This is a genomic window from Stenotrophomonas sp. YJH_SMC_8, from assembly GCF_059371315.1.
Window position 1 is genome coordinate 15569 of the sequence record NZ_JCAFUL010000021.1, and the last position, 15728, is coordinate 31296.

Annotated in this window: 13 protein-coding genes; 3 read left to right on the forward strand and 10 right to left on the reverse strand. The window is 68.1% G+C overall.

From position 1 onward, the window contains the following. Positions 1 to 20: 20 nt before the first annotated feature. From AC5P88_RS18735 to AC5P88_RS18745, 3 genes are read right to left on the reverse strand one after another with little or no spacing between them, the layout of a single operon-like run. A complete protein-coding gene (locus tag AC5P88_RS18735; protein WP_495225743.1) occupies positions 21 to 1460 on the reverse strand; it encodes an efflux transporter outer membrane subunit in 1440 nt (479 codons plus the stop codon). Then, on the reverse strand, positions 1457 to 3415 hold the full coding sequence (locus AC5P88_RS18740) for a MacB family efflux pump subunit (RefSeq protein ID WP_495225744.1): 1959 nt from the start codon (positions 3413 to 3415) through the stop codon (positions 1457 to 1459). The genes AC5P88_RS18735 and AC5P88_RS18740 overlap by 4 nt, the downstream gene beginning before the upstream one ends. Beyond that, positions 3412 to 4656 (reverse strand): efflux RND transporter periplasmic adaptor subunit, encoded by a 1245-nt coding sequence (locus AC5P88_RS18745; protein WP_459047491.1) that lies wholly within the window; start codon positions 4654 to 4656, stop codon positions 3412 to 3414. The genes AC5P88_RS18740 and AC5P88_RS18745 overlap by 4 nt, the downstream gene beginning before the upstream one ends. 204 nt (positions 4657 to 4860) lie before the next feature. Here AC5P88_RS18745 and AC5P88_RS18750 point away from each other — a divergent pair, with 204 nt between their 5' ends. From AC5P88_RS18750 to AC5P88_RS18760, 3 genes are all read left to right on the forward strand, one after another. Beyond that, the gene (locus tag AC5P88_RS18750; protein ID WP_005408779.1) at positions 4861 to 5589 is read left to right on the forward strand and encodes a response regulator; all 729 of its coding nucleotides are present in this window, start codon (positions 4861 to 4863) and stop codon (positions 5587 to 5589) included. A 6-nt stretch (positions 5590 to 5595) separates the two neighbouring features. Further along, entirely contained in the window at positions 5596 to 7005 is a 1410-nt protein-coding gene (locus AC5P88_RS18755; protein ID WP_049428723.1) for an ATP-binding protein, read from the forward strand. 177 nt (positions 7006 to 7182) lie between these two features. Further along, entirely contained in the window at positions 7183 to 10209 is a 3027-nt protein-coding gene (locus AC5P88_RS18760; protein ID WP_106550649.1) for a ligand-binding sensor domain-containing diguanylate cyclase, read from the forward strand. A 202-nt stretch (positions 10210 to 10411) separates the two neighbouring features. On the opposite strand, the gene rnt is transcribed toward AC5P88_RS18760, so the two are convergent. The 7 genes from rnt to pstB all read right to left on the reverse strand — a co-directional run bounded on the left by rnt (position 10412) and on the right by pstB (position 15710). Further along, positions 10412 to 11062, reverse strand: coding sequence for a ribonuclease T (rnt, locus tag AC5P88_RS18765; protein WP_495225745.1), 651 nt, complete (start codon positions 11060 to 11062; stop codon positions 10412 to 10414). Positions 11063 to 11231: 169 nt separating this feature from the next. Continuing rightward, entirely contained in the window at positions 11232 to 11753 is a 522-nt protein-coding gene (locus AC5P88_RS18770) for an HvfX family Cu-binding RiPP maturation protein (protein ID WP_286075397.1), read from the reverse strand. Positions 11754 to 11779: 26 nt separating this feature from the next. Next, positions 11780 to 12535 (reverse strand): HvfC family RiPP maturation protein, encoded by a 756-nt coding sequence (locus AC5P88_RS18775; RefSeq protein WP_495225746.1) that lies wholly within the window; start codon positions 12533 to 12535, stop codon positions 11780 to 11782. Beyond that, positions 12528 to 13403, reverse strand: a complete 876-nt coding sequence (locus AC5P88_RS18780) for an HvfB family MNIO-type RiPP peptide maturase (protein WP_495225747.1) — start codon at positions 13401 to 13403, stop codon at positions 12528 to 12530. The genes AC5P88_RS18775 and AC5P88_RS18780 overlap by 8 nt, the downstream gene beginning before the upstream one ends. After that, entirely contained in the window at positions 13390 to 13746 is a 357-nt protein-coding gene (locus tag AC5P88_RS18785; RefSeq protein ID WP_049428737.1) for an HvfA family oxazolone/thioamide-modified RiPP metallophore, read from the reverse strand. The genes AC5P88_RS18780 and AC5P88_RS18785 overlap by 14 nt, the downstream gene beginning before the upstream one ends. A gap of 360 nt (positions 13747 to 14106) precedes the next feature. Beyond that, positions 14107 to 14814 carry a phosphate signaling complex protein PhoU gene (gene phoU / locus AC5P88_RS18790; RefSeq protein WP_049444209.1) on the reverse strand — a complete coding sequence of 236 codons (708 nt, stop codon included), beginning with the start codon at positions 14812 to 14814 and terminating at the stop codon, positions 14107 to 14109. 65 nt (positions 14815 to 14879) lie between these two features. Continuing rightward, a complete protein-coding gene (pstB, locus tag AC5P88_RS18795) occupies positions 14880 to 15710 on the reverse strand; it encodes a phosphate ABC transporter ATP-binding protein PstB (RefSeq protein ID WP_495225748.1) in 831 nt (276 codons plus the stop codon). Positions 15711 to 15728: the final 18 nt, after the last annotated feature.

Sequence of the window (15728 nt, forward strand, 5' to 3'; positions counted from 1 at the left end):
CTGACCCCATGTTCGGCACCTTACCCCGCGCTGCCACCCAATGCCTTGAACAGGGTCACGTCGTTGTTCAGCTGCCCCTGGCGCACGCGCGCCAGCGACAGCTCGGCATCGCGCCGGGTCTGCTGTGCTTCCAGCCACGTGCGCAGATCGGTAGCGCCTACCCGGTAGCGCACTTCCTGCGCGCGCTCCACTTCCACCGCTTCGTCGTACGAGGCCTGCGAGGCCGCTACCTGGCGCGCCAACTGTTCGCGCGCGGACAACGCGTTGTCCACTTCAGAGAGCGCGGTGTACAACGTCTTGCGGAAGTTGGTCGCGGCGATCTGGTACGCGGTGCCGGCGATATCCGTATCCAGCTGCGCGCGCTGCAGGTTGAGGAAAGGCAGCGACAGGCCCGCACCCAGCGTGGCCACCGGGTTGCGCAGCACGTCGCCCAGCGAGGTCGCACTGGAGCCGAGGCTGCCGGTCAGGCTCAATGCCGGGTAGTACTGGGTGGCGGTCACCTTGATGGACTTCAGGCTGTTGCGCAGGCGGAGTTCGGCCGCGCGCAGGTCGGGACGGCGGCCGAGCAGGTCGGTCGGCAGGCCTTCGCTGATGCCCGGGCTGTGTGCGCCCAGCAGGTCCTGCGGTTCGTCCTGCTGCGGCCAGGGTGTGCCGTCCAGCAGCACGGTCAGGGCATTGCGCACCTCAACCCGCTGCTGCTCCAGCGCGCTCTGTGCCGAGCGCTGCGACTGCAGGTTCTGCAATGCCTGGCGCACTTCCAGCCGCGATACCGCGCCGGCGTCGAAGCGGGCCTGCACCAGTTCGCGGGTGCGCTCCAGGCGCTCCAGGTTGGCCTGGCCGGTGGCGATCGACTGGTTGAGGTAGGCCAGGTTCCAGTACTGGGTGATGGCGTCGCCGATCACCAGCAGCGCGGTGTTCTGGCGATCTTCCTCGCTGGCCTCGGCTTCCCAGCGGGCGATGTCACGCTGGGTGCGCAGGCGGCCCCACAGGTCCACTTCCCAACCCAGCGAGACGCCGGTGGAATAACTGCGGCGCCAGTCGTCGGCCTGGTCGGTGGCGCGGCTGGCATTGCCACTGACGCCGGACGACGAAGGCTGCGGCCACAGCGCGTTGCTGGCCAGCCCGGCCTGCAGGCGTGAGCGTTGCACGGCCAGGCCGGCGGCAGCGAGGTCGCTGTTGGCGGCCAATGCCTGCGCCACCAGACGGTCCAGCCGCTCATCGCCGAAGCCGTTCCACCAGGTGTCCTGGCGGATGTCACGGCCCGGTGTATCCAGGCTGCTGCGCGGGTCGTCGGCCGGTGCATTGAGCGTGGCATCACCACGCCCGTAGCTGGCCGCCACATCGGGGTCGTGCACTGGGTAGCGGCCGATCGACGCACAACCGGACAGCGCGAGCAGGACGGCGCCGGCCAGCAGCAGGCGCGAAGGAGCAGGGAAGGGCAATCGGGTCATCATCTTCATTCGCGGGCCAGGGCCTCGACCGGGTCGAGCTGCGCGGCATTGCGCGCGGGCAGGAAGCCGAACGCCACGCCGATCAGGGTCGAGCAGGCAAACGCGGCAACAATCGAAGCGGTGGAGAACAGCACCTGGAAGTCACTGGCGAAGCGGCCGATCATCGAGCCCAGCAGCAAGGCCAGGCCGATGCCGAGCACGCCGCCGAGCAGGCACACCAGTACCGCTTCGATCAGGAACTGCTGGCGGATATCACTCTGCCGCGCGCCCACGGCCATGCGCACGCCGATCTCGCGGGTACGCTCGGTCACCGACACCAGCATGATGTTCATCACGCCGATGCCGCCGACCAGCAGCGCGATGGCGGCAATGGCGCCGATCAGCAGGGTCATCGTGCGCGTGGTCTGTTCGATGGTCTCGCGGATCTCGGCGCTGTTGCTGAGGAAGAAATCCTCGGTGCCGTGGCGCAGGGTCAGCAGGCGGGTGATCGCTTCCTGTGCCGCATCCATCGGCGTGCTGTCGTCCACGCGCACGGTGATGCTGGAGACGTGGCTCTGGCCGAGCATGCGCGACATCACCGTGGTGTACGGCACCCATACGCTGAGGCTGGTGCTGCCACCAAAGCCGAAGCTCTGGCGCTTGGCCACGCCGACCACGCGTGCCGGCACGTTGCCGAGCAGGATCACCTGGCCGACCGGATCGACATCGGGGAAGAACTGGGTCTGGGTGTTCTCGTCGATCACCGCCACCTGGCCGAGGCCCTTCACTGCGTCACTGTCGAAGAAGCTGCCACTGAGCAGGGTCACGCCCTTGACCCGGAAGAACTGCTCGCCGACACCGCTGACCTGCGCGGTGGACGACTGGTTGCGGTAGCGCGCGGTGACCGAGGTCGACACGCTAGGGGTGGCGCTGTCCACGTAGCTCTGCTTGGCCAGGGCATCGGCATCGCTGGCTTTTAGGGTCTGCACGCGCGCCGATCGCATGTCGCCGAAGCCGCGGCCGGGATAGACGTCGATGGTGTTGGTGCCCAGCGCACTGATGTTCTGCAGGATCTGCTGCTGCGAGCCGTTGCCCAGCGCCACCACCGAGACCACCGAGGCAATGCCGATGATGATGCCGAGCATGGTCAGGAAGGTGCGCAGCCGATGCGCGTTCATGGCCAGCAGGGCCATGCGGAAGGCTTCGGTGAAACGATCCCGGGCCGCCCGCCAGCTGTTGCCGTGGGCAACGCCGGTACTGGCTTCGCGCTGCGCACGGTAGGTCGGCGCCTCCGGGTTGGCGCGGTCGGCGATGATCTCGCCGTCGCGGATCTCGATGATGCGCTGTGCGTGTTCGGCCACGCTCATGTCGTGGGTGACGATGATGATGGTGTGGCCTTCGGCGTGCAGCTCGCCGAGGATCGCCATCACTTCCTCGCCGGATTTCGTGTCGAGCGCGCCGGTGGGTTCGTCGGCCAGGATCACCTCGCCGCCGTTCATCAGGGCACGTGCAATCGACACGCGCTGCTGCTGGCCACCGGACAGCTGGCCCGGCTTGTGGTGCATGCGGTCAGCCAGGCCCAGCCGCTGCAGCAGCTGCTCGGCCCGCGCGTTGCGCACCGGGCCAGGGCTGCCGGCATACACCGCGGGGACTTCCACGTTGCCACGCGCGTCCAGGTCTCCCAGCAGGTGGTAGCGCTGGAAGATGAAGCCGAAATGTTCGCGGCGCAGTTCGGCCAGTTCGTCCGGCTCCATCCGGCCTGTTTCGCGGCCAGCCACCTGGTAGCTGCCGCGGGTAGGGCGGTCGAGGCAGCCGAGGATGTTCATCAGCGTCGACTTGCCCGAGCCGGACTGGCCGACGATCGCCACCATCTCGCCGGCGTGGATATCCAGGTTGACGTCGCGCAGTACGGCGATGACGTCATCGCCCGCCGGGAATTCACGTCGCAGGTCGCGCAGGCGCAGCAGCGGCGCCGTCGTGCTCATCGGCGCGGACCCATGCCCGGGCCGCCGACCCGCATCTGCATGCCGCCACGGTTCCCGCTACCGGCACCGGCCGCAGCCGCATTGGCCTCGCCGACCACCACGCGCTCGCCTTCCTTCAGCCCGGACAGGATTTCGGCCGAGGCGCCGTTGTTGATGCCGACCGTCACCTTGCGCGGCTGCGGCTGGCCCTTGTCGTCCAGTACCCGCACCATGCGCTCATTGCCACGGCGCTTCGGCCCCAGCGCCACCGCCGGCACCATCAGCACGTTCTTGGCCTGCCTGAGCAGTACCGAGACCTGGGCGGTCATGTCGATGCGCAGCGTGCCGTCCGGGTTTTCCACGTCGAACAGTGCGTTGTAGTAGACCGCGCTGCTGGAACTGGAACTGGACGAGCTGCTGGAACTGGAGGCGTTCTCGTTGGCGATCGAGGCCGGTGCCGGATTGATCTGGCGCAGGGTGGCGTGGTACTTGCGGTCCGGGTCGCCCAGCGTGGTGAAGTACACCGGCATGCCGGCCTTGATCTTGACCACGTCGGCCTCGGAGATCTCGGCGTTGACCGTGACCACGTCCAGCCGCGCCAGCATCACGATGGTGGGCGCGGTCTGGTTGGCGTTCACGGTGCGGCCTTCCTCGGCCACCACCGCCACCACGGTGCCATCCATCGGCGCGGTGATGCGGGTGTAGGCCAGGTTGGCGCGGGCGGTGCCCAGTTCGGTCTGGCGGCCCTTGATCTGCGCCTCGTAGGACTGCAACTGGGCGCGGGCGGTCTTCAGCTGGGCCTCGGCGGCATCATATTCCTGGCGCGAAGTGGCTTCGGCGGCCAGCATCTGCTGCTGGCGCGCGAACTCCAGTTCGGCCTGGCGCAGGGTGGCCTGCTGCACGGCACGCTGGGCGGTGACCTGGTCCAGCGAGGCCTGCGCGTTGAGCACCTGGTTCTGCTGGGTGGTGGCGTCGATCTCGGCGATCAGGTCGCCTTCCTTCACTGTGTCGCCCAGCTGCACCTTCAGCGACTTGATCTGGCCGGAGGCCTGCGCGCCGACGCTGACCAGCTTGTAGGCGTCGATCACGCCGGTGGCATCCACGGTCTGTTCGATGTCGCCGCGGCTGACCGGGGTGGTCGCCACGGCCGGGGCGGCGGGCTTGCGCAGCAGCCACCAGGCAGCCACGGCAACGATCAGGGCAAGCAGGGCGATCAGTATCAGGCGACCCCGGCGGGTCGCGGGCAACAGGCGGAACGTCACGTCGTGGCTTCACTCTCGGGGCCGCGGCGGCGGCGTTGGTGGGCATTGTGAAGACCGGGCGATGGACGGCTCAATCCTCGGGGTATGTCTCTATGTAACACTGTCGGTGAATACACGTAACCAGAGGTATCCCGCCTGCGGCTGGATACACTGGTACGCATTGCCCCGGATGCGGTTCAGCTGCCGACACGGGATGATCGCGCCATGGAGACTGAAAACACGATGCATCGACTGCTGATCGTCGACGACGACAACGACATCCGCACCCTGTTGGCCGAGCAGCTCGGCCGTGCCGGTTACCAGGTGAGCACCGCCGCCGATGGCACCGCCATGCGCCAGCTGCTGGACCGCGAGCACGTGGACCTGATCGTGCTCGACCTCAACCTGCCGCGCGAGGATGGCCTGACCCTGTGCCGCGACCTGCGCGCACGTTCGAACACGCCGGTGATCATGCTGACCGCGCGCGCCGAGCCGATCGACCGCGTGCTGGGCCTGGAAATGGGCGCCGACGACTATCTCGCCAAGCCGTTCGAACCGCGCGAGCTGCTGGCGCGCATCCGCAACGTGCTGCGCCGGACCGAGGCGCTGCCGGCCAATCTCGAGCCCCTGGCGGTGCGCCGCGCGCGCTTCTCGCGCTGGGTGTTTGATCTGGAGCATCGCCACCTGGTGGACCCGGACGACCGCGTGGTTGTGCTGTCCGGCGCCGAGTTCCGCCTGCTGCGGGTGTTCATCGCGCATGCCAACAAGGTGCTGTCGCGCGAGCAGCTGGTCGCGCTCAGCAGTGGCCGCAACTATGAGGCGCAGGACCGCGCGATCGACCTGCAGGTCAGCCGCCTGCGCAACAAGCTGGGCGATGACGGTGGCCCGGATGGCCTGATCAAGACCGTGCGCAACGAAGGCTACGTGCTGGCCTCCTCGGTGAACCTGGAATAAGCCGTCATGAAGCGCCTGCGCCATTTCCTGTCCTCGATGGTCGGGCGGTTGTTCGTCATCCTGCTGCTGGGCATGAGCGTGGCTGCGATCGGCGCGACCATGCTGGCTACCTCCAAACGCCAGCAGGAGTTCGAGCGGCAGAACCTGAACCGCATTGCCGACCGCCTGCAGGGCTACGTCAACCTGCTCGACGGCAATCCCGAACTGCGCGAGCGCCTGCTTGAAGTCGGCGGGCCCAGCGTGCGTGCGCTGCAGCCCGGCGCGCGCCTGGGGCGGGCGGATACCGCACTGATGGAAGTGCTGGACGACCGGCCCGGCCCGGTGTCGCGCGCGCATGTGCACTTCACCTCGTTCCGTTCCTGCATTCCCAAGCTGCAGGACCTGCTGCCGCCGCCGCCGCCGGGGCACCGGCGGCATCCGCGTGAGCGCGATCCGGCCTTCATTCCGCCCAAGTGCCGCGCGGTCGATGTGACGCTCAACGACGGTACGCTGCTGAAGCTGGCGCTGGATTCGCCGGCGGTGGCCCACAACGGCATTCTGGCCGTGGACCCGTGGTTCCTGACCTTGCTGGTGCTGGCCATCGCTGTGCTGGCCTACATCGTCGCGCGCATGGCCAGCGCGCCGCTGCAGGAGCTGGCGGCCGCCGCCGAGGATCTTGGCGACGATCTGCAGCGCGATCCACTGCCATTGCGCGGGCCGCGTGAAGTGCAGCGCGCCGCCGAGGCCTTCAATGCCATGCAGCACCGCCTGCAGCGGCACCTGGCCGAACGCACGCAGATGCTGGCGGCGATCACCCATGACCTGCAGACCCCGTTGACCCGCCTGCGCCTGCGCCTGGAGAACGTCAGCGACGAGGTGCTGCGCGAACGCCTGATCGGCGATCTGGCGGCGATGCAGGCACTGGTGCGCGAAGGCCTGGAGCTGGCCCGCAGCGCCGAGAGCGCCGAGCAGCGCGCCGCGCTGGATCTGGATTCGCTGCTGGAAAGCATCGTGGAAGACGCAGCCGAGGGCGGTGCCGACGTAGTCTTCGAAGGTGGCACCGGTGCGGTGCTGATGCTGCGCCCGCTGGCCATGCACCGGCTGTTCTCCAACCTGGTGGACAACGCCGTGATGTATGCCCACCGCGTGCGCGTGCGGGTGGAGCGCAGCGGCGGCGCGATCACGGCGATGGTGTCCGACGATGGCCCGGGCCTGGCGGAAGACCAGCTGGAGGCCGTGTTCGATCCGTTCGTGCGGGTGGAAACCTCGCGTTCGCGGGAAACCGGTGGCGCCGGGCTGGGCCTGACCATTGCGCGCGCCCTGGCCGAGAAGGATGGCGCGCGCCTGTGGCTGCGCAACCGTGCCGAGGGCGGTCTGGAGGCGGTGGTGCAGTGGCCGGCCAGTGCGCAGGTGGTGCCGCCTGGACGGGCCGGCTGAGCCTGCCGGCCACACGGCGATGACGCCGGGGCCAGGGTATGGCCTATCATCTGCGCATCTCCCCAGTTTCTCCCCGATGAGTCAGCCCGTTTCTGCCGGCACGCTGTTCCGCGTTGCCCGGTCGTTCCCGCTTGCTGCCATGCCCTGCAGCCGCCACCGGCCACTGCCGCCGAGCTGATGGGCAGGCCAGGGGACAACGGGTGCTGGGTGGAGCGCCGCGTTTCGAAAGCCAGGCAGGCGCTGCAGCGCGGCCTGCTGTGGCTGTTGCTGGTCCTGGCGCTGCCGCTGGCCGCGCAGGAGGGTGCGCCGCCGCTGCGCGACTACGCCATCGATGTGTGGACCTCGCGCAATGGCCTGCCGCACAACTCGCTGCGCGATATCGCGCAGACCCCTGAGGGGCACCTGTGGTTTGCCACCTGGGAAGGCCTGGTGCGCTACAACGGCCTGGATTTCACCGTGTTCGACCGCAGCACCCGCCCGGGGCTGCGCGACAACGGCATCGGCGCACTGCTGGTCGATCGGCAGGGTGGGCTGTGGATCAGTGATTCGCGCGGCAATGTCAGCCATCGCGGCAACGACGGCCAGTGGCGGGTCTGGGAGCATCAGGCCGACACCCCGCAGGTGCTGATCCAGTCCATGCAGATGGACAGCCAGGGGCGCCTGTGGCTGCTGTACGAAGGCAAGGGCATCGGCTATCTGACGCCGGACAAGGGCATCGTCTACCAGGCACCGGCGGCCGACCTGCCGATGGCGATGAGCTTCACCAAGCTGGTGGTCGACGCGCAGGACCGGGTCTGGGTCGGCACGCTTGACGGGCTGGTGCTGCGCGACAACGACGGCGTGCTCAAGCGCGCACCCGCGGCGTGGGGCCTGGGGGCCGGCACCGGCCTGTCATGGCCGTACCGGGCGCCGGATGGCGCGCTGTGGATCGTCGCCGGCGAGCGCCTGTACCGCGTGGAGGACGATCAGCTGGTGCTGGTGCACCGGCTGCCGGGACAGCTGCACATGACCTCGATGCTGCAGGACCGGCACGGCGACCTGTGGCTGGGAACCGAGAACCAGGGCCTGCTGAGGATCTCGGCGCATGGTCTGGAGCGGTTGCCGGCCGGCCTGAACCTGCCGGGCGGGCGCGTTGTCAGCCTGCGCGAGGATGCCGAAGGCAGCATCTGGGTGGGGGCCAACGGTGGCCTTTACCGCCTGCGCGAAACACTTTTCAGCAGCTACACCGAGCGCGATGGCCTCAGTGGCGACTATGTGCGCACGGTGCTGGAGGACCGCGACCGCCAGTTGTGGGTCGGCAGTGCCAGTGGCCTGGATCTGCAGACGCCCGATGGCCGCTTCCGTGCGGTTCCCCTGCACAACCGCGGTGGCAAGGCGCCATCGGTATTGAGCCTGGCGCAGGGGCCGGACGGCGACCTGTGGGTCGGTACGTTCGGCGATGGCGTCTACCGGCTGGGCCGCGATGGCAGCCTCCGCCACAACTATGCAGCCGCGGATGGCATGCCGGGTGGCAACATCCGCGCGATCAGTGTCGATCCGCAGGGCAGGGTCTGGGCGGGTACGCAGAAGGGCGTGGTACGCATCGACGGCGACCGGGTGCAGGTGCCCAATGCCCCGGGCATGCCCGGTGGCCTCATCACCGCACTCGAGCATGACCACCAGGGCAATCTGTGGATCGGCACCATCGAGGGCATCCGCGTGCTGCGTGGCGACCACGTGCAGTCGATCGACCTGGCACCGATGGGCGGGGGCCGCAGTGTGTTCGGCTTCCATCAGCTGGGCGATGCGATGTGGGTCAGCAGCGACCGCGGCCTGTACCGCTGGCTCGACGGAAAACTGGCACGCGTCGGCCTGGAGCAGGGCATGCCGGTGGATGCGGTGTTCCAGCTGGTGCCGGACCGCCTGGGCAATGTGTGGATCAGCAGCAACCGTGGCGTGCTGCGCACCGATATGGCCACCCTCAACGCCGTGGCCGATGGCCGCGCACCGCGGGTAGTGGTGGAGCGCTACAACGAGATCGACGGCATGGCCAACGCACAGGCCAACGGCAGCTCCGGACCGTCGGCGATCCTGCGCCAGGACGGCACGTTCTGGGTGGTCACCGCCGGTGGCCTGAGCACCGTCGACCCGCAGCGCCTCCAGCGCTTCCGTGAGCGCCCATCACCGCCGGCAGCGATCGAGAGCGTGCAGGTGGATGGCGCACCCGTGCATTGGGAGGGCCCGGATCGCAACTACATTCCCGGTGGCCGACGTCTGGCGGTGAGCTATGTGGGCCTGAGCTACCTGATGTCGGACCGGATCCGCTACCGCACGCGGCTGGATGGCCTGGACACCGGCTGGGTCGAGCGCGGCCCGCAGCGCAGCGTCGAGTTCGTCGGCCTGCCTCCAGGTGACTACACCCTGCATGTGTCGGCAGCGCATCCGGGCGGGGCCTGGGGCCAGCAGGAAGCCGTGTGGAGCTTCACGGTGGAGCCGTTCTGGTGGCAGCGCCGCAGCGTGCAGGTGCTGGGCGGGCTGTTGCTGCTGGCCGGGCTGGTTGTGCTGTACCGCCTGCTGCTGCAGCAGCTGAAGGCCAGCAACCTGCGCCTGGCACGACGCGTGGACGAGGCAACCTTCGACCTGCAGGCCAAGACCGTGCACCTGCAGGCGCTGAACCAGGAAAAGACCGAGCTGGCCGAGCGCCTTGCACGGCAGGCCGAGGCCTTCGAGCGGCAGGCGCGCGAGGATGCGCTGACCGGGCTGGCCAATCGCCGTGCCTTCGACGAAACGCTGGCGCGCGACTTCGCCCGCTCACAGCGCAGCGGCCACCCGCTGTGCCTGGTGGTGCTGGACATCGACCACTTCAAGGACGTCAACGACCGGCACAGCCACAGCATTGGCGATGCTGTGCTGGTGCAGGTGGCAAGGCTGATCGCCGCGGCCTGCCGCGACTCGGACCTGCCCGCGCGCACCGGTGGCGAGGAGTTCGCGCTGCTGCTCAACGACACCCGCCTGGAAGAAGCCGCGCAGCTGTGCGCGCGCCTGCGCGGCCTGTTCCATGACCACCCCGACTGGGCCGGTGTAGCGGGCCTGCGCGTGACCTTCAGTGCAGGCCTGGTGGAACTGGATGCCGATGACCGCACCCCGGCGCTGCTGTACCAGCGCGCAGACCGCGCGCTGTACCGCGCCAAGAGCGACGGCCGCGATCGCACGAGCATCGGTTGAATTCATCCACGCATGGCGTGGATCTACCGCGCGACCCGCTGCTTCTGACTTCGTTTTTTCTGATCTTTCCGTGGCGCCCAGCCATATGGATGGCGCGGCCAAGCCCCCAGGGATGGGTTCACGGCGTCCCCCGCGAATCCACCCCGCCCGGACTCAACCGGGATGCCTCATCCCGCCACGAGGGGCGCCGCCGTTGGCTGTCCTACCGCGGCCAGGCGTTGGCGATGGTGCAGAACAATCGTGCGGTCTGTTCGGTGTCGTACACCGCGCTGTGCGCTTCGTTCGCATCCCAGCCCAGCCCGGCAGCCGTGGCGGCACGCGCCAGCACGGTCTGCCCGTAGGCGATGCCGGCCAGGGTGACGGTGTCGAACACGCTGAACGGATGGAACGGATTGCGCTTGTGGCCGGTCCGGGCCACCGCGGCGTTGACGAAGCCCAGGTCGAAATGCGCGTTGTGGCCGACCAGGATCGCGCGCTGGCAGCCGTACTTCTTCATCGCCGCGCGTACCGGGGTGAAGATGTGGTCCAGTGCGGCCTTCTCTTCCTTGGCCAGCCGGAACGGGTGGTCGAGGATGATGCCGGTCACTTCCAGCGATTTCGGGTCGATCTCCAGGCCTTCGGCCGGTACCACGTGGGCACTGGCGGTCTGGCCGGGGTAGAGCAGGCCGTTCTCGTCCATCTCGATCGGCACCGCAGCGATCTCCAGCAGGGCGTTGCGCTGGCTGTCGAAGCCGCCGGTTTCCACGTCCACCACCACCGGCAGGAAGCCGCGGAAGCGTTGTGACATCGCGCGCTGCGCCTGGGGAACTGCGGAATCGGGAGCGGCGGCAGGTGCGGGAGTCGGGTCATTCATGCGTGAATTCTAGCAGAGCGACCCTGAGCGCCCGGCCAGCCTTCGGTGCATGCGTTCCCTGCCCCGGCGTGTGTCGACCAAGGTCGACACACGCCGGGGCACCGCGCGCTCAGGATTCCGTTAGGTGCCAACCTTGGTTGGCACGGTGCGCTCCGACCAAGGTCGGCATTTACCGGACTGCTGGCCGCGCAGGCGTGGCCGAGGGAGACCTCCGTGCCAACCACGCATCCAGGCTCAGCCTACCGGCGCCGGTGAAGATCAGCGGCAGCAGCATCGCCATGAACAGTACCGGCAGCTTGAAGTTGCCGAAGCCCTGGTCAGTGATCGCGTAACCCATGGCCAGGTCGGCCAGCGAGTTCCACTCCATCGGCCAATGCACCGCATAGGTGGCCACTACGGTCAGCACCAGCAGGCTGGCGGCGGCGAAACGCGTGCCGAAGCCCAATAGCAGGCAGGCCGCGCCGACCAGTTCGAACCAGGTCGCCAGCTGCCAGTTCAGCGCGCTCGGCAACTGGTCGAACGGGAACGGGAAGGCATCCTGCAGGTCGGCAAACCAGTTCTGACCATGCAGTTTCTCGCGGCCGGATTCGAAGTATTCCCAGGCCAGCAGCAGGCGCAGGCCGAGCGGGGCCAACCAAGGGGCGAGACGGTCCAGCTGGCCACGCGCAGTGGCCAGGGTCGGAAGCTTCATCGGTGGATCTCCGGGGGAAGGGGGTGTCAGCCGGTGGCCGGCAGTGGGCCGATCACGCCGGCCTGCAGGAACTGCTGCAGCAACGCGGCACCGGGTCCGGCCAGGGCGTCCTCGGGCAATCCATGCGCCGCGGCCAGCTGCTGCAGGTAGCTGCGGCCATCGAGGCCGGGTTGTTCGCCGATGCTGGACAGCAGGTACACCGCCAGCGGGCTGAGCGTGGCGAAGCGAACCTCGCCGTCGGCCTCGCGGCGCACAAGAAGGCCGGTCGGCTCGGCCGGCGGCTCGGTCGGTGCATCCTCGGCGCCGAGGCGGTGCACCGGCCACTGGTACAGCAACGGCCAGGCCAGCGGCGAGCGTTGCAGCGGCGCCCGCAACGGATCGATGTCGCCCGGCGCCGGCAGCGGTCCGGCGTCCAGCTGGTACAGCGCGGTTTCCACCCACTCGTAGTGGGCCAGCTCGGCCAGCGCCGGGTGTGGCAGCTGCGGCTGCGCCTGCAGCCATTGCACGAATTCAACGGCCAGTTCGGTGAACAATGGTGTCTGGCAGCGATGCGTGGCGAAGTAGTGGCGGACCAGCGTGCTCCAGGCCGGTTCGCCGAGCAGGCGCACGCAGACCGGGAAGCCGTTGCTCAACAGGCCGAGCAGGTTGTTGAACAGCAGCCGCTGGTACACCGCCACGCGGCGCGGTTCCAGCCCGGCCGGTGCAGCCACCGCCCGTGGATCGCGCAGGTGTGCGGTGAACGCGTGCTGCTGCGCGCGCAGCGTGGCGGGGGTATCAGCCATATACAGCCTCCGCGTGCGCGGCCTGCAGGCGGCGGATGGTCTGCAGTTCGCCGCGCAGTTCGGCGTAGGGCGGGAAATTGAAATCGCGCTCGAGCAGGGTGGGGCGAGCGCCGATGCGCGCATAGGTGCGTGCCAGCAGCTCCCAGACCGGGTCGATCACCGCACTGCCATGGGTATCGATCTTCAGGTCCGGTGCCTCGTCCAGATGCCCGGCCACGTGCAGGCAGACGATGCGGTCTGCGGGCAGGCCAGCGATGAACGCGTCGGCGTCGTAACCGTGGTTGCAGGCGTTGACGTAGACGTTGTTGACGTCCAGCAGCAGGTCGCAGTCGGCTTCGGCAAGCACGGCATTGGTGAAGGCCAGCTCGTCCATCGCTGGCTCCGGCGCCAGGTAGTAGGACACGTTCTCCACCGCGATGCGGCGGCCCAGCAGGTCCTGCACCTGGGCGATGCGCGCGGCGGTATGGTGCACTGCTTCATCGGTGAACGGAATCGGCAGCAGGTCGTACAGGTGGCCGTCGTCGCTGCAGTAGCTCAGGTGTTCGCTGTACAGCGGCACGCGGTGTTTTTCCAGGAACTGGCCGACCTGCTCCAACAGCTGCGTATCCAGTGGCGCACTGCCGCCCAGCGACAACGACAGGCCGTGGCAGCTCAGCGGATAGCGCTGCGCCAGCTCGGCCAGTGCGTCACCGGCAGGGCCGCCGACATGGATCCAGTTCTCCGGCGCGCATTCGAGGAAATCGAAATCGCCGGCCGGTGCATCGCGCAGCTCCTGCAACAGCGCCCGGCGCAGCCCCAACCCTGCGGCCGCCGCGCGAAGCGGCAACCGCGGGTTGACGACGCTGGCGCGGACGTCAGTGCTTGCCACCGCACTTGCCTTCGCCACACTTGCCTTCGGCCGCCTTCTTGTCGCCGGTCTTTGCCTTGGCGCCAGCTGCCGCACCGGCAGCCTTGCCCTTGTCGGCACCGCACTTGCCTTCGGCGGTCTTGCCGTCGGCACCACACTTGCCTTCGGCATGCTTGGTCGCGTCAGCGGCCATCTTGGTGTCGGCGGCCTTGGCGTCGGTACTGGCCTTGGCTGCCTGTCCGGCCACCAGGTAGCCCTGGGCGAGGTCGCTCATGCTCAGGGCCGAGGCACTGGCGGTCATGCCCAGGCCGGCGGCCAGGGCGGTAGCAGTCAGCAGGGACAGGGTCTTGTTGGAACTGCTCATCGGTCGTGCTCCTGGGTGGTGTGGGCGGGTGCCCGGGTGGCCGGCAGGGATGCCGGTGGAAACGATGGTGCAGCGATCCTACTCAACGAATCCTCGCCAAGAACTCAAATTTTCGTGAGGTTTGTTACAGAAGCGGAGAACGGTGGCCCGCGGCAGAGCATCCACGCATGGCGTGGATCTACCCCGACCGCCCGGCGGATCCACACCACGCGCGGACGAAGCCCCGGCAGATCCACGCCAAACGCCCTCCGGTAGATCCACGCCATGCGTGGATGAATTCACGGAGAAACCCAAAAAAGAAGGCCGCTGTCACCAGGACAGCGGCCACCTTGGACCCAACTCCGTTGTTGCAGTGCAGCGTCAGATCTGGCCGGTGCTGGAGGTCTCGTCGCGCTTTTCACGCGGCGGCAGCGGCTGCTCGCCGTGCACCAGGAACCACACGTTCTCGGCGATGTTGGTGGCGTGGTCGCCCACGCGCTCCAGGTTCTTGGCCATGAACAGCAGGTGGGTGCACGGGGTGATGTTGCGCGGGTCTTCCATCATGTAGGTCAGCAGCTCGCGGAACAGCGCGGTGTACTGCGCGTCCAGGCGGGCGTCGTCCTCGCGCAGTTCCAGCGCGGCATCGGCGTCGTTGTCACGGTAGGCGGCGATGGCACGGCGCACCTGCTGCGCGGCCAGGCGGCCGAGCGCACGCAGGCCCTGGATCTGCGGCAGCGGCGGCACCTTGCCCAGCGCGATCGAGCGCTTGGCCACGTTGGCCGCGTAGTCGCCGATACGCTCGATGTCCGCCGGGATGCGCAGGCCGGCGAGGATCTCGCGCAGGTCGCGCGCCATCGGCCCACGCAGCGCCAGGCGCATCACGTCGTGGCTGATCTGCTGTTCCAGCGCGTCGATCGCTTCATCATTGGCAATGATGCGATGGGCAGCGTTCTCGTCGCGCTTCTCGATCACGTCCATCGCCGCTTCGAGCTGGGCGACGGCCATCTCGCCCATGCGCACGATTTCGGCCACCAGGCGCTGCTGCTCTTCGTCGTAGCTCTTGACGATGTGGTCGTTGGGAAGATTCATGGTCTGCAATCCGGGTAGAGCCAGGCCATGCCTGGCTGGGACATATGGCGAAGGAACAGCGTCGATCAGCCGAAGCGACCGGTGATGTAGTCCTCGGTCTGCCGCTGCGACGGCTGCGAGAAGATCACTTCGGTGCGGTCGTGCTCGATCAGGTCACCCAGGTACATGAAGGCGGTGTAGTCGGACACGCGCGCGGCCTGCTGCATGTTGTGGGTGACGACGACGATGGTGTACTCGTGCTTGAGCTCTTCCACCAGCTGCTCGATGCGGCTGGTCGAGATCGGGTCCAGCGCCGAGGTCGGCTCGTCCAGCAGCAGCACCGACGGGCGCAGGGCCACGGCACGGGCGATGCACAGACGCTGCTGCTGGCCACCGGACAGGCCCAGCGCGCTCTGCCCCAGCTTGTCCTTCACTTCGTCCCACAGCGCGCCCTGGCGCAGCGCCTGCTCGACGCGGTCGGCCATGTCGGCCTTGCTCAGCTTCTCGTGGTGGCGGATGCCGTAGGCCACGTTCTCGAAGATGGTCATCGGGAACGGCACCGGCTTCTGGAACACCATGCCGACCTTGCTGCGCAGGCGGTTCATCGGGTACTTCGGCGACAGGATGTTCTCGCCGTCCAACAGCACCTCACCGCGCGCTTCCAGCTTCGGGTACAGCGCGTAGATGCGGTTGAAGATGCGCAGCAGGGTCGACTTGCCGCAACCGGAGGGACCGATCAGCGCGGTCACGCGCTTTTCCGGAATCTCCAGGTTGATGCCCTTCAGGGCGTGGAACTTGTCGTAGTAGAAGTCCAGTCCACGCGCAGCCAGCTTCACCGGCGACGGCGTGTGCAGGCTCTCGTGCGAGGACGGCACGGCGATGCGCTGCATCGGCACGGCGTTGGAAAGGTCGTTCATGGCGTTATCCACGGAAAG